Source organism: Paenibacillus kribbensis, from assembly GCF_001705305.1.
In the GTDB taxonomy this organism is placed as follows: Bacteria; Bacillota; Bacilli; order Paenibacillales; family Paenibacillaceae; genus Paenibacillus; species Paenibacillus kribbensis_B.
This window is the reverse complement of sequence record NZ_MCBP01000015.1, coordinates 67,519-85,857: the sequence shown is the minus strand read 5'-3', so window position 1 is coordinate 85,857 and position 18,339 is coordinate 67,519. Positions and strand designations below refer to the sequence as shown.

Below are 18,339 nucleotides of genomic sequence, written 5' to 3'. Positions count from 1 at the left end.
TTACTTCAGTGCTTCTAAGCTAGTCGTCCGCTCTCGTTGTAAAGTATGTTAAAACTACACTGATAGTAAAACTCACGAAAAAGCAAATGAAAAATCCTATAAGTGGACCTGGATTACCACTAGGATCCATCTGGGCACCAAATGTTAAAATTCCTCCAACAGCAGCTGGTGAAAATTGATTTGTTCCTAAAATTGTATTCAATGGTCCAGCAATTCCTCCAGCAATCATTGCGCAAATAAACGGTTTCCTATATGGCAAAGCAATCCCGAATATGGCTGGTTCAGTAATACCAAACAGTGCAGAAGTCATTGCTGAATAACCAGTAGCTTTATTTTCTTTTCGTTTAGTCTTAAGTGCAAAACCAAGCGCAGCTCCAGCTAATGCCCAAACTCCCATACCTAAAATTGGGCTCAAAGCATTAGAACCATTTCTTAGGGTTATATCGGTCAAAATAGGAATAAACGCATAGTGTAATCCAAAAAGAACACAAAGTTGCCAGAAGGCCCCGAATATTACACCGGTAGCTAAAGGAAATAAATTATAAACTCCCATAGTACCATTCGCTAATAACTCACTTACTTTTACAAAGATTGGACCAACTACTAGAAATGTGAAAGGTACCATCACCAAAAGTAATGTCATAATTTTTAAGAATTCCAAAAATGGTGGTATATACCTATCTAGATACTTTTCTAATTTTGCTGCAATAAATGTACTACACATAACAGGGAAAATTGAGTTACCGTATGTTGTTAAGATGACAGGTATCTTCAAAAACGTTAAAGCTGTACCATCTTTATATATTTCGACAATATTCGGAAATACTAATGATGCCCCTATTGCAGCAGCAACATAAGGGTTTGAATCAAATGTTTTCGCAACTGAAAATGCTACAATTATAGGTAAGAAGTATAAGAAAGCATCATTTATATTTTGCAAAATAATAAAAGTACCATCTGTTGTCTGCAATACGCCTGCCATAAGGAATATAGCCAAACAACCTTTAATAATCCCCACCGCCGCCATTGTTGGAACTAGCGGAAAAATCATTTTCATAAGTGATCTAGATAGCCTATTAATCAAACTTGTTTTATTTTTTGTTTTAACTTTTTCAATTTTTTCTTTGATGTCATCTTCATTAGCATTACCTTTTAATAAAGAATCAACTTCAGCATAAACATCTTTAACAATATTCCCAACAATTACTTGATATTCTCCACCAGCTTTCATAACGCCCAATACTTTATCAATACTTTTAATTTCATCATCATTGGGAATTGATTCATCCGCCAGAACAAATCTCAATCTAGTTACACAGTGCGTAAGACTTACAATATTGTCTGGTCCTCCAACCTTTTCAATTATTGCTTTTGCTGAATCTTTTAAATTCATACAAACTTCCCCTTATTAAAAATTATTTGGATTCCATTCTGACTTCCATTGAATTACTGGAATATTATCTCTAAATTCTACAAGTAGCCAAACATAATCAGACTCACTTGTATTAATATTCCATGAACTCTTCTCTTTTTTTCTTGTTAAGTCAACAACCCACCGATCCCCAATCGCAATGAATAAATCTTTATTAGGCACTTTAAATACACTACTTATTTGGGAATTGAAAGTGTTCTTTTCCGTATCCTCTATGCACGGATCTCCAATAATATACCAAGGTCCATGCATATTATCTGCTTTGGCACTGAGCGTTTGATTTGGATAATAAGCAGTTGTTCCCGACGTAAACATAAAGTATTCATGCTCTCTTTTAAAAATAGCAGGTGCCTCACGTGCCAATGGAGGTGAACTGAAATGCAAATGCGTTGAATATTTTCCTGTTAAATTTTTATAGTCGTCAGTTAAATCTGCAATTACAATTTCTGTATGAACTTTTCCAAAGATAATATATGCTTGATCATTATCATCAACAAACAAATCAAAATCACCACTGCTCATATCTAAAGGAACTATTTTATCAATAAGCTCAAACTCTTCATTGATACTTTTTGATGTCGCTATTCCCATATATTGATAATTCCAATCTCTAGGATTATCATCTGTTCCTGCTAACTTCATCCACATTATAAATTCTTCATTCTTTTTGTTATAAATGATATGGGGACGATCCATAATTCTAGAAGGATGTAAAGGGTTATCAACATCTGAAGGCGCCTTCAAAATAGTCTTTTCAAATTTCCAATTTATAAGATCCTTAGATGAATAACAATTAACACCATTATGCCAAACGCCACTTCCAGGAATTGTGTTCTCCTTATTTTCCCCATACCAATAATAGACACCATCTACATACATTACAGAACTGCCATGAGCTTGTATACGCTTATCCTTTGTATCAAGCCAAACCTGCCCTGGTCGAATAGAATTATACATTTAAAATTTCTCCTTATAAAAGATAATAGTGTCAAAATGGAAATTTTTAAAGTATTCCCAAATTAAATCTTAATGTTTGTCCCTTTTTTAATTACAGAAATTACTCCTTTCAACACTTTTATAAAATGAGCGATTTTATTAGATACACTAACTGATAAAAACTATAGTTTTTAGATAAAAGTCTATAGACGTCTCTATATTGGTGACCTCAAGGAAACTATTAAATGATTTCCTTGTCAAAAGAATAGCATTTTCTTAAATGCTCTATAATATCAAATAAACACATATTGACTGACCGATTTTAATATCATATCCTACTATATAATGACTAACTTTGAAAGGAGTTTCAAATATGAATCACGATGAATTAGATAGAATGCTCAGAGCATTAACAGAAAAGGAATTAAAATATAAATCAAATCCTGTTATATCTGAAAGATATAACAAAATGGAAATAGTTAACTGTAAAGGGCATACTGCTTATTTATTTGATGATAGTGATATGAATATGGGTGAAAATATCACTCCACGTAAACATACACGATTTGTTCAAGTACCAATGCATGTTCATACTTATATCGAACTTAGTTATGTATATTCTGGGGAATTTACAGAGGTAATAAAGGATAAGACTGTAAAACTTAAAGAAGGACAAATCTCTATTATAGATACAGGTATTCCTCATTCTATTTTACCAACTACTGAAAATGATATTATTATTAATATACTAATGAGTAAAGAATACTTTTCAACTGCCTTTCTTAGCAGACTATCAAGTAAAGGCATTATCTCAGAGTTTTTAGTTAATGCTATATCAGATAAGAGAGATCATGATAATTATATAATATTCAATTCCGACAATAATAAAAAAATTCCTCTATATATAAAAGAGCTTCTTTGTGAATATTTTGATAAATCTTTATGTTCAAACGAAATAATTGATTGCTTTATGGTGCTGATATTTTCTGAACTATTGAGGGTATTTCAGTATGACTCTAGCCAATCTAACTCAAAATCATTAAGTAATGCACCTATTGTGGAAATACTCAATTATTTAGAGAAAAATTATATGACGTGTACTTTGATTTCTACAGCTAAGCATTTTAATTTTCATCCAAACTATCTAAGTAATTTGATCAAAAAAACTACCAATAGATCTTTTTCTGAAATTATATTAATTCAAAAGTTGACTAGGGCATCTATTTTACTCGAAAACACTGACGTTCCTATTTATGGAATTGCAAACGAAATAGGTTATAACAACTTAAACTTCTTTTATAAAAAATTCAAAGAATATTTTAATGTTACGCCAAAAGAATTCCGAAACAATTCTATCTCCAAATATATCCAAAAATTCAAGTAAAACAACTTATTTTATCCAAGTATCTGACAATATTGCTCTAGTTCTTGCGTATCTAGTTTTAATGTGGAGAATAAAATGGCCTATCGCTAAATACGCCTTAAATTCTCCCGTGAGTTATAACATTAATTGAGACAAAAACAGCCTAAAATAGGCTATTGAGCTAACATGTCCCATTAGTACCGTACGGGGAAAGAAGATACGACAGAGTCTACTTATAAACAACTATTTGAGGCAATGGACCGCCAAGAACTGTCATTAGGGAATTATGTTCTTGAAGAGTACATTTTCCGTAGCTTGCGCAAGCGGTCACGCTGATGAGCAGAATTAGCGCAACATGCTTGCTGTCCAACGATAAAACCAATTTATCATCGGGGTGAACCTACTATAACTTTCTCATAAAAATCGGTTTAAACTTATCAGAATACCATATGGCCACTTGATCAGAAATCAGTAATAGAAGTGCCGCAATTAACGTTGCCTGCCAAAATGCTAAGGCGCTTGATTTAATCAGCAATTGCATAAAAATTCCGATAATACCTATTAGTGACCAGTGAATGCAATAGATAGCATTTATATTCTTGCTCCATCTCATAAGCGGCTTGAACGATACTGCAGGGAGCATTTGTGTGATGGCGTAATTAAGACCAAAAAAGCCCAAAGCCAACATAATAAAAAACACTGCATCTAGTAGTCCTAAAAAAAAGTACGAGCCAGCTGATGAAAACATAAATCCGAAATGGATAGTTAAAAGCAAATAAATAGTGACGAGTCCGAAGCATAACGGTGTCATACGTAAATAGAAATTCTTTTTATCCTTACAATGCTTTAAAAAGCAGCCAAAGACCAACCCAAAAACAGGGAATATAATCCAATTTAAAAATGGGAAGTAGCTTCTGGTGGCAGTTCCCCAGATAAAACCTGTGAACTGATCTAAAACATAATCTCCTGTAGATGCCCCGCGTAAAATCATCCCCAACAAAGATGCTATTACGCCAATAAGTAGAAGGACTGAGTTTCTCAATTCCAGCTTTTTTAACAAAGCAAGAAAGAGAAAAGCCAATCCTGCGAATTGCAATATATCGACACTAAATAAAGAAAAGGTATGATACAAATAGGTGCTTTCATTTGTTAATGCATACTTTGTAAGGTCAGGTAGTACATAACGGAAGATATTTAAAAGGAGTCCTATTCCCAGCAGGTTAAATCCTCGTCTAAGTAAATCCTTTGGAGTATTTTTTCTGGAATAACTGACGCCAATACCCAAGCAAATCATAAAAACCGGTGCGGCAAAAGGGCCTCCCAATATGTTTCTGACAAGCATGACCAGAATTCCTTTGGAATCAGGCGACAATTCGTCAAACACATGCGTCCATACCATAAACAAGATTGCAAAACCTTTGGCCAAGTCTAATTCCAATTGTCTTCCCGTGTTTAATTTCTCAGCACCAAAACATTCTCTTATCCCAGCAAAAACAGCCATTCTTATCCTCCTTATTTGTTACTTTAATAATATAGATTAGACCGCTTTGAATTGCAGGGCAGGTGCATCTATTTATCAAGAGCAAAAGCGACTATGTTCAAAATGGTTTGCTAAATAAAAATACTCCAGTTCAAATGCATGCCTTCAATCGCAAAGTTTCTTGCTTTTTCAAAATCTGCTTTTCTAAGCTGTTTAATTTCCATAATGTCCTCCTATCTATAATTTGCAAAAGTCTTTTCATTTTTTATTGTGATTGAGAACTCCTTTTTTGCGAGAATAATTTTATAAGGTCTGACAACAATACAGGCATTGATAAAGGTGCCAGCAAGAACAACCCAGTAACGACAATAAACGCAACCTGGATAAGCGTAGAGTACACCGTAAGGAATCAGCACTGCAAAAGTTCAACCAAAATAAGTGCCGTGGACAACAAAACTCCATCAGTATGACGTTTTTATTGAATATAAATGCTCAAATACCTGCTTCAGCAGTAATCAGATTAAGCATATAAATGGGTTAGTCGCAATGAATTTTTGATTCCAAAATTCCATCCCCACCTAATTGTATTTTTCTAAATTTCATTTTAATAGACACCAAGTCGCTTTTCTATATTCAATACAACTCAACTATGTCGCCAAAACAACACTTATAACTATTAATGTCGTCTATAAATAAAATACTTAAAATTCTTAGTCAATAGTCAAAAAAGCAAGCGGATATCGTTGAGTTTCCTATATTATTGTATAATAATAGACATAACGTCGTTTTTTATGACATAAATATAACTTTATTTTCATGTGAGAAGGATGAATTTATGAACAGAGATGATCGACGGGTCAAGAAGACATCAAAAGCGCTTTGGAACGCTATTGCCGAACTATTGATGGAAAAGGAATTGCACAGCATTACAGTTCGAGAGTTAACAAACCGGGCAGATATTCATAGAGCTACTTTTTACACGCATTATAAAGATGTCTACGATTTGTATGAACAGATGGAAGGTAATGTTATTGATGAGCTTGCTGCAATTATAGTTGGGGATCCTACCCACTCCTATGAAGATGTGTTTACAAAATTGATTGATTACGTTTACAAAAATCCAGGAACAATACGAATTTTTTTGGATAAAAATAGAAATCGAAGTTTTCATGACCGAGTACTTGCTTTTCTTGAAGAAAAATATATAGAAATATGGAATTATGAAACGAATCAAAAGGAGATAAGCGAGGAGTGGATTTTTATGGCTAAATATCATCTTCAGGGCTGTATTTCTATTATTCAATATTGGGCTGAAAACAATTTTTCCTACCCTAAAGAACGTCTGACAAAGCTAATATTAGAGGTGGATTCCAATTTTGATAATATACTGACTGGATAAATGGGCTTATCTAAAAGACTAATGCCATTGCATTGCTGTGAGCACATTCCCCCCATTTTTGTTCTTATCTTTTATGACCGCGGTTCCTACTCTTAGTTCCTCAAAATACGTTGGGGCTTTTCTCCACGGTTGACTGCCCACGAAAAATATTATCTTGACTCTCCCCTTAGGAGAGACAATAATCTTAAATTGTAATTCATTAGGAGGCATTTGCTATGAATGTAAAATCAGAGACGTCAAAGAAGATTTGGATTGATTCATCAAAATATTGATAGGATATCAAAACTATGGAACGCAAAGCGTTTTATGGATGATGAAGAAATCACTGTTTTTGCTTTGCTTGATAAGCCATTACGGTCATATCTTGTCTCGTGATTTCATCTTGCGCACCAAAGCTGCCATCCGGTCTGCCTTTAATTATAGTTTCGTTGTTATTCCTTCTTGTCCAGTTACTTCGATGGTGATGATGTTATTATTACCAGCGCTCAAGATAATTGGATTGTTCGCCTGACTGCTTGCAACAAATTTCCCGTTTACTTTCATTTTGGAGTTGCTGTCATAGACGCTGGCTGTTACCGAAATACTGGTTACATCATAGGAAACATCAACGCTATATTCAGTTGTTCCAGCTGCAAAAGCAGGAGTCAGCGTGCCCCTTGATAACGTCAGTCCGCTCAAATCCGCGTTTTCCAACCTCTCATAATCGCCAATTGAGGTATTAGCCACAATATCATTTACAGCTAATGAAAAATTCGAATCTGCACTGATTTTCGTCCTATTTGGTATCAAAAATAATAAAGCCGCTAAATGCACTGATGATGCTGATTTTCTTCATTAACTATTCCACTTCCTTTCGCTACACTCCAGGTATAAACGAATTCCTCTAACATAATCGATTTTGCATTTTTGTAATCGTTTTCAAAATTACCTGTGTGCAGCTAACAAACCGAGGTATCTCAACAGATAAGGATACCTCGATATTGAAATAAGTTTATCTATATTGATACAACTCTATGCGCAACACGGCGGGATTGTTTCCGATCTTGATATGGTAAACTCCTTCGTCACCGTTAAGAACGCGGCCAGGGACCCATTCACCTTGAACAAATTTTCCTTCTTCAATTTTTACATAACTTGTTTTCATCGAACTCGTGCGCTTCGGCAAAAATTCAATATAAAAGCTGATTCCGGCAAAAATAAACTCATCTTCAGAAACTTCAATCACAAGCCCCCCCGATGCAAGCTTGCCTTCTGGCAAACGATTATAAGTAATTCGGATGTCATACTTGGAAAACGACAAGATACATCCTGCTTCATGATTCTGAAGAAAACCCGTCATTTTCCCGGTTCCCCGATATTTCTGGATAATGCCCAGCATGTTTCCCAGCAGCTCATAACTGCGTGCCAGATAAGGACCTGTTCCATTCAAGACAAAGCCCGAGTTTTCAATATTAAGTGCCACCATGATGCCTGTATCGATACTCTCGCCATGATCCGAAGGCTCCCTAAAGTCTTCAATACCAAATGGCGAAAAGCAAAGTGCATCATGCTTGCCAAGGGCATAAAATACATTCGTAGCTGTGGGTATGTCTCTTCTTGCTTCAGGAATAAATAATGGGTTATCGTTAGCGGTATATTCCTCACAAATCTCCGCAAAATTGGGCAGATAGATATCCGGCGCATACAAGCAAATGGAAGGAGCCACTACTTTCCATATCTTCATTACCTTCGCTATTGGTCCTCCGCTCGGGTATGTTCCCGGTCTCCAGGGGAACTGTTCCAACCAAGCGTTAACGAATAGCGGTAGAGGATAGGCCTTCGAACCGGCACTCGCAATTCGTTCGACAGCTTGGGCATAATGATAAGCCATAAAGTATTCAGCCGCGTTATCCCCGAATCCCTCCTCCCACGTACCACTAACCCCATAGAGAGACTTGATCATAGCAGGAATTGGCCGATTGAATTGGACGTTTGCGTAGTTAGAATAATCTCGGTCGCTGCCAAGTAATCCGATTTCATTCTCTACTTGAACCATGATGACCGTATTCCGATCACCGTCTACTTTTTTTAGATGTATCATGAATTGTGTGAAAGCATTAGCATCAGCTTCTATAGCTTTATCGCAAAAGGGAGAGATGGTTTCTGATGGTTCACTATTTTTATAGACAGCACGGAAATAGGTTGTGAATTCCTTCTTAACCCAGCCTGGAGCATAGCTGGAAATTCCATTTTTCCATAATCCAAACCACAATAACACTAGCCGTACATTTTCATCCCGAGCCTGATCAATGATTCCGTCCAATAAATCAAATTGAAAACTTCCCTGCTCGTGTTCAATTAATTCCCAGTAAACTGGCAAGATCACCGTGTTTAGGTGAAGTCCTCTGAGATATGGCCAGACATTCTCTTTCATATACATCAGGCTCGAGGCGCTGGAATTATGAATTTCCCCGGCTAAAGCGATGTAGGGTTTGCCATCGACATAAAGATTATATACTCCATCTTCTTTTAACAGTTGAGGCAACGGCATGAAATTTCCTCCTTTAGGAGTAAAGCGATAAGTTAATTAATACCCGCAATCATGATCAAATTTTAAGCATGTGACTCATTCTAATAAAAAATCCGTAGTAGCCCTGTGTTTTTATTCAATCACTACATGAACATCCCCTTCAGCGATTCCTTTTTCGTTAAAAGAGTCCACCCTGATGTATAACGGCTCACCTTTAATTAATGCACCGATAGCGACTTCATTACTGCCTAATACCATATAGCTATGATAAAGTTTATCGGGCGCGTAGCCCCAAACTATGTTATATCCAACGGAATCGCCTTGGTCCCAAGTTACAACTAGATCAAGATCGCTGACCAGAGTGGTCTGAATTCCAGTTGCCTTTTCAGGGAGTTCTCCTTTACCTATACCAAAAATTCGAAGGCCGGAAATGCACGCTGCTTGGTTATAAGGAAGCTCCTCGACTGTGCATCGAATATAACGGGCCTTCAATCCGTTCTCCCTCACGATAAGATCATGCGATAGATCCGTATTTGTATTAGACATATCCTTGATGACAAAATACTCTTTACCATCCACCGAACCTTTCAGAAGCCATCTGGTAAAATGTCGACGCTGGTCAATGTATCGGTACGTGGGGGCATCTCCATGAAATTCTGCTCCTTCAGGAGGTGGAACGCTCAACGCATCATCCGCAAAATTAACTTGAATCGCAAATACGTCGCATTCATGCAAGAGGTCGACTTCAATCCATTCGCCAGCTACATTGGACGCTGCTCTCCACCAGGTACGGATCTCCTCATCGGTAGCCTTCGTTGCTTCTTTTCCTTCTACATAAGAGGAGGCAGTAGCCGGTTTACCATATGATAGTAGCATCCAATCGGGGTTACTCCAGGGATTCATCGCTGCTTGTTCAACCTTCATCGGCCAGTCGCCGTAACGCTGGTTACAGAATAGTTCGCCGTCTTGATCAAATCCAGCAGGCCATAAACCAACTCTCCTCTCAAAATTATGATTAACACTGATTCTCATAGTAGAAGCGTGCCAATAGTTCCCATATCGATCTTCCATAGTCGATCCGTGACCGGCACCAGGGATGAATCCTCCCGGCTTATAGGAGTAAGGGTTGTTTTTAGCCAAAGAAAATGGACCCAATGGATTGTCCGATACATAAACACCATCAGAGTATACGTTATACTGCGTACCGGGGACGGCGTATTGCAGATAGTATTTACCACCATGTTTATCCATCCATGCTCCCTCAATGAATGGTTCATTCCCAATCGCATCTCTCACCATTTTCAACATTTCATCCGTCAGGTTCGGGTTATCACTTGCATACTTTTGAATGATTTCTTCAATTTTTTCTGGCGTTCGGGGAGGAATATGGTTTTCACCATTTCTTTCATATCCGTTGACGGATACATTAGTAAAAATAAGGTCTACCGGCTCCGTTAACGGTGTCATATTCTGCGGATTCATCTCCATTCCATAGATCGGTTTATCGTTGGAACATCCCCAGTAGAAATATACTCTTCCGTCATCATCCACGAACAAATTCGGATCCCAGAACGGAAATGTCCCTTCAATCTCTTCAAACGACCCAAAGATCGGATCTTTCGTTCGGTAAAAGGAACAGTTTTGCGAAGATCTTGATGCACTGAAGTACATGTACTCCCCAATGACCCGAACGTCCGGCGCATAATCGTAGATCGGCAGATCCTTATATGGATGGAACGTCCAGTCGGAAAGATTATCACTCACAAGTAACCCAGCAGTCATGGAAGAGAACATGAAGTACTTTTCGTTAAAATATATCATAGACGGATCCGCAGCTTCCCGATTTACAGACAGCTTGCCGTGCGCTTCAATAAATTGATACTTGTATTCCATGTTGATCGGGTTACAGATATATTTCATTTTCGCGTACCTTCCTTATATTCTTAATCCCGGGATTTGTCTAAAGCACTAAAAAGATATCCCAGATGGTTTTGCTTACGAAATAATTCGAACTCCCCACGGATTGATATTGATCTGCCCGCCTTGTTCTACCCTTTCACTGGACAGCAACTCTCTACCGCTTTCGTAAGGATAAATGAGCGTCTGCGTATCGTCGGAATAGTTGAAATAGAACCGTACCGTTTTACCTGCTGCGTTCACGCCCGTTTTCACGATCAGCGGAAACTCCAGTTCCTGGTCCGCTCCCCACAACCCCGCCGCCTCGACGGCTAACCGCAAGACACGCCGCATAGAAGAAGTGTCAAACAAGCCTCCAATATAAGTTGCGGAGCCGCTACCATACTGGTTCCAGGTTGCCGCAGCATATTGTCCCCAGTGTGGATGAACGTAGGATGCAAGCACTTCCACTTCTTCCGAGATGGGAGTCAGTAATTCCATAAAGCTTTCGACCGTTCCTGTTTCCCCTGCATCGCCAAACAACTTGCCCGTAAGTCCGACGGCCTTTGGTTCGACGAATAGGCTGTACGTAACGCCGCAGACTTTGGAGATGATGCCCGGCTGACTCGTCGTCCTCACCTTTATCGTTTCATCGGCGAAGCCGCTCTTGAAGGAGTAGACGACATGACCGCCTCCCGTCGTGTAATCATTCAGTCGTTCTAGGGATTCGTCCGGCACCGCATACAGCGCAGGCACGACAATCAGTGCGTAACTATCTAGGTATTCGAAAGACGGATGGATAAAGTCGCAGGACACATTCATCTTATATAGCTCGTCGTACATTCGACGAACGACGTCGTTATATGTTCGACCGTCAGGAAGCTTGAACCATTCCATTGCTGTCAAAGCTTCATTGCTTACCATGACCGCAACACGATTTGTCTTTTGCAAGCCAATCAGCTCGTCTGATAGGCGGGAAAAATCGCTACCAATCGTGATCGCTTCGTTGTAAACAGGGTTCGGCTGCAGATCGTGGCTCAGCATGCCCTTCCAGTATGTCTCGAACGAGTTGTGAATCGAGTGCCAATGCCAGTAAGCGACCATAGAAGCACCCGACGCGACATGGCTAAATGCAAGCAACCTCAATTGGCCTGGATATGGCGTCATGTGTGGAAAAGCCTGTGCCTGCGTCTCTAGTACAAGGTAATTGGCACGCTTCAACGAACGCGCCATATCCCCGCCAAACGATACCTCGGTGCCGGTCAATTCGCTCTGCGACGGATGATAAATGTCAACGCCTGCAATATCGAACGGCACCACGGCCGCGAAGTGGTCTACCGACGGTTGAACACCGTACGAATACCCGCGCCATTCGAAATCGAAGTTCTGCGTAACGAATTGGTCAGGTCGCTTGAATTCGTTCACAATAGCGGCCTGCCAGGCGAGGAAGTCCGTCACCAGCTTACGCTGGAATCGGGCAAATTCGGACCCTAAACTACCGTTGATCGTGCCAACCATGGAAGGGAAGTCCTCCCAGCTGTTGATGCGGTTGCTCCAATAGTCAAGGCCAAACCGCTGGTTAAGTTCATTCAGCGATCCAAATTTCTCCCGCATGTATTTAACAAATTGAAGCTGCACATTAGGGCCTGCCGTGTTGTAATGCTTCGTTTCGTTGTCCGTCTGGTAGCCGATGACGGCCGGATGTCCAGCTACACGCGAAATCAGCTTACGAATGATCCGCTCCGCATAGAATAGATAGATTGGATTTGTAATGTCCATTATTTGTCTGGCGCCGTATTTACCCGGTCCCAACGGAGTGACGGCAAGTACATCTGGATGCTCCTTTACCATCCAAGTCGGAACCGCGTATGTCGGCGTACCGACAATGACCTGAATACCAGCGGCATGCATGGCATCCAACACCCTGTCCACCGAGGTGAAGTCAAATACACCGTTTTGCAGTTCATGAGTACTCCATGTGGATTCTGCGATACGGACCACATTGATACCGGCTTCTTTCATCATTTGGATGTCTTCATCCAGCCTGTCATAAGGCATGTATTCATCGTAATAAGCAACTCCGTACAGCAGCTTGTTAATCATCCCTTAACAGCTCCTTCCGCGATGCCGTGCATAATATAGCGTTGGAAAAAACTATAGATCAGAATAACTGGGATGGCTGTAAGCACCAGTGCAGCTAAAATCAACGACCAGTCTTTGTTATATTCGCCAAACAGCTTGTTGGTCGAGATGATCAGCGTATACGTATTCGCGTCGGACAGCATCAACAGCGGAAGCAGGAAGTCATTCCAAATCCACAGAAAATCAAGAATGGCAATGGTGACGGTGATTGGCAACAGAAGCGGAAGAATAATTTGGAAAAATGCCTGAAATTGATTGCAGCCGTCTATTTCCGCCGATTCCTCCAATTCTCGCGGAATCGATCGAACGAACCCGTGGTATAAAAAAACGGCCATATTGACGCCCAGTCCGATATAAATAATCCCAAGCCCGTAGGCAGTGCCTTGGACATGCAAATCTTTGGCCACCCGTGTGAGCGGGATCATGATGGAATGAAACGGAACAAGCATTGAAGCGACGAAAAGAAGAAAAAGGGAGTTACTGACCTTGCCACGCGTCCGGGAAAGCTTGTAACCAGCCAGTGAAGCGCAGAATACGATTCCGCCTATGCCGATCACAGATACAATCATGGAGTTGAAGGCGCTCTGTAGGAGATCTAGTTTGTCATACGCCTGACTATAATTCTCGAAATGGAGGCTTGTTGGCAGCGAAAGGATGGAATTATACATTTCACCCTGCGTCTTGAAAGAATTGATGACAGCCATATAGATCGGAAACAGGGCGATCGCCGAGGAAAGAGTAAGAATGGAAAGAATGCACAGATTCGATATTTTTTTCGCTCTCATGCTTCCACCTCTTTCTTCTTTGTAATCCAGATCTGAATCAGGGTAAAGATTAAAACAATGATGAACAGGATAACCGATTTCGCATTGGCATACCCATAACGAAAGTTATTTGAGAAGGCTTCCTCGTAAATGTTCATCGTGATGACTTGGGTCGCGCGACCTGGGCCACCACCTGTCAGGCCGAATACGACCTCGTACACTTTAAACGCCGAGTTAAGCGTCAGGAACAGGCAGATCGTAACAGCATGCATAATCATCGGAATTGTAACCTTGCGGAAGGTCTGAAACGGAGTTGCTCCATCAATCATGGCCGCTTCCTTCAACGATTGCGGAACACCTTGCAGTGCCGCAAGGTAAATAATCATAAGATAACCAGCTCCATTCCAGAGCGAGACAACCAAAATAGAGAAAAAGGATATTTTCGGATCACCGAGATAGGACTGATCAATGAAATTCAGCCCAGTCTTCACTGCAAGCTGCGGTAACACCTGAGAGAACACGAACGTCCACATATATGCACTGATGATCATACTCATCATATTAGGCATAAACAACACTGTTCGGAACAGTCCCTTGGTTCTCCGTCTTGCCTCAATAAAGACCGCAAGAAGAAGAGCGAACACATTCTGTAGTACGATCATAAATACGACATACTTCATTGTAAACCAAAGTGAATGCACGAAATCCGGATCGTCCCTCAGTGCTTCAACGAAATTGCCTAAACCGATAAAATTGTAATCTTGGTTTAGTCCGTCCCAGTCAGTTAAACTGTAATAAATACCTCCAATCGTCGGAGTTAACAGAAATAGTGCGTACAGTATGAAAGCAGGTGTTACAAATGCCGCCAGTGATAAGTACTTTTTGAAGCCTTTCTGTTCCACTACATCACTCCCCTTCACACCTGCGAGAATTAAGTGGGGATGGAGTGCGCGAGACGAACCCCGTTAACCATCCCCTTACACTCGCTTATTTATTGACTTTATTACTCGACTGCCAAGCCTTGTCGAGTGCCTTGATCACGTCATCCTGTGTCATGAGACCAGCAAAGTAAGATTGCAGGGCTTTACCGACTTCGTCCTTCACGGCTTGCGGAATACGTGCCTCTTGATAAGATTTGCCCTGCTTCACGTATTCGGTAGCGTCTTTGATCCACGGATAGCTCTCGAAAGTGTGAACCGTAGCTACCGGGTTGTACTTCAATGCTTCAAAGAAAGCATTTGAATCCTTGTCGTTCAGGATGTAGTTTACGAAGTCCGTCGCCACTTCCTTGTTCTTGGTGCCTGAATAGACTGCGAGCGACGTAGATACACTTAGGTTGATCATGGTAGCATTCGGGTTATCATTGATCGGCAACGGGGCTACACCGAAGTCCATATCCGGGTTGGATTTGAGAATCGACTCGGCGTACCATGGGCCTTCCACCCACATAGCCGCTTTGCCTTGCGCAAATGCTGCAGCACCATCGCCACCACCGGCTTCAAGCGCCTTATCAGTGCCGTTTTTGTTAACAAGATCGATGACCTCGAACATAGACTTCATCTCACTGAACGAACCCTCGTTTTTATTCATCCGATCGACGAAATCTTTCTCTTTGTCTTCCGTATTAACCAAGGCTCCAACCGCAAGCGGCAGGAACAGCTGAGGAATCGCGGAATCTTTATACGACAACAGGAACGGCGTAATGTTGGCCGCTTTCAGTTTGTTAACGGCTACCTCCATTTCGGTAAGCGTAGTCGGGGGCGTAATGCTCTGCTCAGAGAAGATCTTCTTGTTGTACAGGTAACCCCACAACAGAGTTTCAAGAGGAACGGCAACCACTTTCCCCTCTTCATTCGTGACGGCCGGCTTGACGCTATCCAAGAGCTTGCCCACGAATGGCTGATCAGATAAATCCATTAGGTAACCAGCCTTACTATATTGCGGAATATTATTGATGGCATGAAGCGTGAACACATCCGGAGCGTCATTCGATGCAAGACGCGTCTTCAGTATTTGTGGGGCATTATCGATGGGGGGCATCTCAAGCTGCACATTGACGTCGATGTTCTTTTCCGCTAATTCTTTCGCCCTGAACTGTTCAATATACTTGTCATAGTACTCCTTGAACCGTGGTCCCTCAATGAACACTCTGAGCGTAACGCTTTTGACATTGCCAGTACCGGTCGATCCGGCATTTACATCGCTTACATTTGTGTTTCCTCCGCCATTGACGCCGCAGCCTGCCAGCAGAACAGCGGCAAGTACTGTGCCAACGGCGCATTTCCATGCCAGTTTTATCATACTAATACCCCTCTCATAATTTTTTTACATGCGCTCAGTATAGCGCAAAAATGAAAGCGGTTAATTAGACAGATTTATCTTCTTCTATAGCACAAATCTATCCTCGCTTTATTTGCATCTCGCCCTAAGGCGCACGAAAATTATCTTGAGTATCCGCTAAAAGTAGAGAACATCCACATAGCTAATCATTCTAACACTTTATTGGACAGCCGCTCGTCCTGGCTGTGCAAAAGCTCCTAATATGCCTCGAGTATGTAAATCATGGAAACAGTGCAAAGGGGTTCATTTTGCATTCCATAAGAACAAAAAATCCCGGTCAAAGACCGGGAAAGAGCATTACTATCATTAATATTAGAGACAAAGCTGTGTCCGTTTGGTTAATCGCCTTAATTACGACTTCCTGCCCGTTGCGTCGACCTACTGCCCGTAAGTTGCTGATCCGACACTCTCGATGATTGGCTGGAATTCTGCATAGGTCGTTACGAGTGGAGCGGACTCCCAAGTCTTCTGCGCCATTACCCGTAGCCTTGGAAAGATCGATGCGGCCGTTTGCGTTTCAGTGTAGTCATTCTCATTTCCGTCGTTCCAAAAATGGACCGCTGAACCGAGATTCCGGGGCTCTGCCGGGTTGATATCGCTGAATGGTGCCGCGCTGGCAGTTTCGTCAAAATAAACAAAGCCATGGAAGCGCTGCACAGCCCAAATTTCATACATGCCCTTAATTGAGGGTGGGGCCGGAGTATGGATATCGTTATAGTCATAAGTAGGCCAAAAACTGGAGTTTTGAACGTTATATCCCTCGAGCAATAGCTCTTGAGGTGACATCGGGTTTGTTGATGGGATTGGAGTATTCAAGTCCGTCCACCAATCCACATTAACGTTCTTGTCAATCGGAACGGTGTAACCGAGTGTCAGGGTATCATTCCAAACTCGTAATGTTTTGCCTTGTGCACGGACCAACGCATTGATATCGTTAATTAATCCATGAATTCCGTCCTTTGCCGTAGCAAGTGGCCCGTTGGTCTGCTTGGCATACTGTTCAAGTTGGGGAAAGTTATCAAATTCTGCTTCTCCGAGGAACTCGTCAGCTCCCATATGCCAATACTGTCCTGGGAAAAGGGACAGGTACTCTTCTGCAAGACTGAACAGAAATTGACGAGCTTCAGGAATCGAGTAGTCGATCTTGTTGGGGAAGACGACGCCATTTGCGTCTTTTAATTGGAATTCGGGATGAGACCTTAACGCCCAGCCCATGTGCCCTGGCATGTCGATCTCAGGCACGACTGTGATGTGATAGCTCTCCGCAAGCTCCACGAGGCTTCGGATTTGTTTTTTTGTGAGGAACTCTGACGAATGTAGGTTCTGGTCGCTTTGGATGCTCCAGCCCTGGTCGTCCGTGAAATGGAGGTGAAGATAGTTGAGCTTTAGGTAAGCCATGTCCCGGACTCGTTCCGCAAGCCAGTCGTACGAATAGTAATTGCGAGCTATGTCGATCATCAGTCCGCGCTCGGAATAGCGCGGCCAATCCCGCGCTTCACCAGCGGGCACCGACGGGTACTGTCGCAGCAGTTGGAGAAGTGTGCGGGTCCCATAGAAGGCGCCGGTTGCTGTGTTCGCTTTAATTTTCACATAGGCTCCAACCGTGAGATTATATCCCTCGTCACCAATCTCGTTGTCCATTGAGCGGAGCTCGAGCAATACATCACCAGGTTCAGGATCTGCTTGCGTAACTACGACACGAGCAGCAGTACCAGTCATTGCTTCGAGGTTTTCGCCAAAGGTCTTGGCATCAGATCTAAGTCCAAGTACATCATCGGGACGAATGAGAATCCGGGAGTTTGAGCCGATCTGGAACGAGCCTGATGCAGCCGTCCATTCACGCAAAGCTGGAATAGTTGTTGGCCGAGGCGATGTCCCCTCGTACTGGGTCGGCCATGGACAGCTATTGTCGGGAACCAACTGCCCACAGTGCAACAAAGAATCGCCTTTCACTGTTGCCGTCACATCCAGCAGCATAACAGTGGCAAGGACCGTACTGACTATGCCTTTCCATACCTGTTTCATCTACTAGTTACCTCCTCAAATCGATTTTAATTAAGCGCTTTCATTATAGCGTT

14 protein-coding genes are annotated in these 18,339 nt (G+C 41.5%); 2 read left to right on the top strand and 12 right to left on the bottom strand.

Annotated features, from left to right (window positions below; genetic code table 11):
- Positions 1-19: 19 nt before the first annotated feature.
- Both BAZ21_RS22485 and BAZ21_RS22480 read right to left on the bottom strand, forming a co-directional pair.
- Positions 20-1,393: a PTS transporter subunit EIIC gene (locus BAZ21_RS22485; RefSeq protein WP_068505152.1), complete on the bottom strand. Its 1,374-nt coding sequence runs from the start codon at positions 1,391-1,393 to the stop codon at positions 20-22.
- A 15-nt stretch (positions 1,394-1,408) separates the two neighbouring features.
- Entirely contained in the window at positions 1,409-2,389 is a 981-nt protein-coding gene (locus tag BAZ21_RS22480) for a family 43 glycosylhydrolase (RefSeq protein ID WP_068505151.1), read from the bottom strand.
- A gap of 352 nt (positions 2,390-2,741) precedes the next feature.
- Here BAZ21_RS22480 and BAZ21_RS22475 point away from each other — a divergent pair, with 352 nt between their 5' ends.
- Positions 2,742-3,752, top strand: coding sequence for an AraC family transcriptional regulator (locus BAZ21_RS22475; RefSeq protein ID WP_068505150.1), 1,011 nt, complete (start codon positions 2,742-2,744; stop codon positions 3,750-3,752).
- 382 nt (positions 3,753-4,134) lie between these two features.
- Here the strand turns inward: BAZ21_RS22475 and BAZ21_RS22470 are convergent, their stop codons facing one another.
- A complete protein-coding gene (locus BAZ21_RS22470) occupies positions 4,135-5,232 on the bottom strand; it encodes an acyltransferase family protein (RefSeq protein ID WP_068505149.1) in 1,098 nt (365 codons plus the stop codon).
- An 814-nt stretch (positions 5,233-6,046) separates the two neighbouring features.
- On the opposite strand from BAZ21_RS22470, the gene BAZ21_RS22465 reads away from it, so the two are divergent.
- Positions 6,047-6,610 carry a TetR/AcrR family transcriptional regulator gene (locus BAZ21_RS22465; RefSeq protein ID WP_068505148.1) on the top strand — a complete coding sequence of 188 codons (564 nt, stop codon included), beginning with the start codon at positions 6,047-6,049 and terminating at the stop codon, positions 6,608-6,610.
- Between the two features lie 322 nt (positions 6,611-6,932).
- On the opposite strand, the gene BAZ21_RS30335 is transcribed toward BAZ21_RS22465, so the two are convergent.
- The 9 genes from BAZ21_RS30335 to BAZ21_RS22425 form a co-directional block, all read right to left on the bottom strand.
- Positions 6,933-7,028, bottom strand: a complete 96-nt coding sequence (locus BAZ21_RS30335) for an S-layer homology domain-containing protein (protein WP_373441573.1) — start codon at positions 7,026-7,028, stop codon at positions 6,933-6,935.
- On the bottom strand, positions 7,028-7,423 hold the full coding sequence (locus BAZ21_RS22460) for a cadherin-like beta sandwich domain-containing protein (protein ID WP_068505147.1): 396 nt from the start codon (positions 7,421-7,423) through the stop codon (positions 7,028-7,030). Before BAZ21_RS22460 ends, BAZ21_RS30335 begins: the two co-directional genes overlap by 1 nt.
- A gap of 178 nt (positions 7,424-7,601) precedes the next feature.
- On the bottom strand, positions 7,602-9,140 hold the full coding sequence (locus tag BAZ21_RS22455; RefSeq protein WP_068505146.1) for a DUF5597 domain-containing protein: 1,539 nt from the start codon (positions 9,138-9,140) through the stop codon (positions 7,602-7,604).
- 111 nt (positions 9,141-9,251) lie between these two features.
- The gene (locus tag BAZ21_RS22450) at positions 9,252-11,039 is read right to left on the bottom strand and encodes a family 43 glycosylhydrolase (protein WP_068505145.1); all 1,788 of its coding nucleotides are present in this window, start codon (positions 11,037-11,039) and stop codon (positions 9,252-9,254) included.
- Between the two features lie 75 nt (positions 11,040-11,114).
- Positions 11,115-13,115, bottom strand: coding sequence for a beta-galactosidase (locus tag BAZ21_RS22445; RefSeq protein WP_068505229.1), 2,001 nt, complete (start codon positions 13,113-13,115; stop codon positions 11,115-11,117).
- Positions 13,115-13,942, bottom strand: coding sequence for a carbohydrate ABC transporter permease (locus BAZ21_RS22440; protein WP_068505144.1), 828 nt, complete (start codon positions 13,940-13,942; stop codon positions 13,115-13,117). Before BAZ21_RS22440 ends, BAZ21_RS22445 begins: the two co-directional genes overlap by 1 nt.
- Complete coding sequence (locus BAZ21_RS22435) at positions 13,939-14,823, bottom strand: carbohydrate ABC transporter permease (protein ID WP_068505143.1); 885 nt, start codon at positions 14,821-14,823, stop codon at positions 13,939-13,941. Before BAZ21_RS22435 ends, BAZ21_RS22440 begins: the two co-directional genes overlap by 4 nt.
- 85 nt (positions 14,824-14,908) lie before the next feature.
- Positions 14,909-16,222, bottom strand: a complete 1,314-nt coding sequence (locus BAZ21_RS22430) for an ABC transporter substrate-binding protein (RefSeq protein WP_373441572.1) — start codon at positions 16,220-16,222, stop codon at positions 14,909-14,911.
- Between the two features lie 417 nt (positions 16,223-16,639).
- Positions 16,640-18,286 (bottom strand): beta-N-acetylhexosaminidase, encoded by a 1,647-nt coding sequence (locus BAZ21_RS22425; RefSeq protein ID WP_068505142.1) that lies wholly within the window; start codon positions 18,284-18,286, stop codon positions 16,640-16,642.
- Positions 18,287-18,339: the final 53 nt, after the last annotated feature.

Excerpts from the sequence above, each read along its gene's own strand:
- BAZ21_RS22455 (WP_068505146.1), bottom strand. The coding sequence starts at position 9,140 with ATGCCGTTGCCTCAACTGTTAAAAGAAGATGGAGTATATAATCTTTAT.
- BAZ21_RS22425 (WP_068505142.1), bottom strand. The coding sequence starts at position 18,286 with ATGAAACAGGTATGGAAAGGCATAGTCAGTACGGTCCTTGCCACTGTT.
- BAZ21_RS22440 (WP_068505144.1), bottom strand. The coding sequence starts at position 13,942 with ATGAGAGCGAAAAAAATATCGAATCTGTGCATTCTTTCCATTCTTACT.
- BAZ21_RS22450 (WP_068505145.1), bottom strand. The coding sequence starts at position 11,039 with ATGAAATATATCTGTAACCCGATCAACATGGAATACAAGTATCAATTT.
- BAZ21_RS22480 (WP_068505151.1), bottom strand. The coding sequence starts at position 2,389 with ATGTATAATTCTATTCGACCAGGGCAGGTTTGGCTTGATACAAAGGAT.
- BAZ21_RS22465 (WP_068505148.1), top strand. The coding sequence starts at position 6,047 with ATGAACAGAGATGATCGACGGGTCAAGAAGACATCAAAAGCGCTTTGG.
- BAZ21_RS22475 (WP_068505150.1), top strand. The coding sequence starts at position 2,742 with ATGAATCACGATGAATTAGATAGAATGCTCAGAGCATTAACAGAAAAG.
- BAZ21_RS22430 (WP_373441572.1), bottom strand. The coding sequence starts at position 16,222 with ATGATAAAACTGGCATGGAAATGCGCCGTTGGCACAGTACTTGCCGCT.
- BAZ21_RS22485 (WP_068505152.1), bottom strand. The coding sequence starts at position 1,393 with ATGAATTTAAAAGATTCAGCAAAAGCAATAATTGAAAAGGTTGGAGGA.
- BAZ21_RS22470 (WP_068505149.1), bottom strand. The coding sequence starts at position 5,232 with ATGGCTGTTTTTGCTGGGATAAGAGAATGTTTTGGTGCTGAGAAATTA.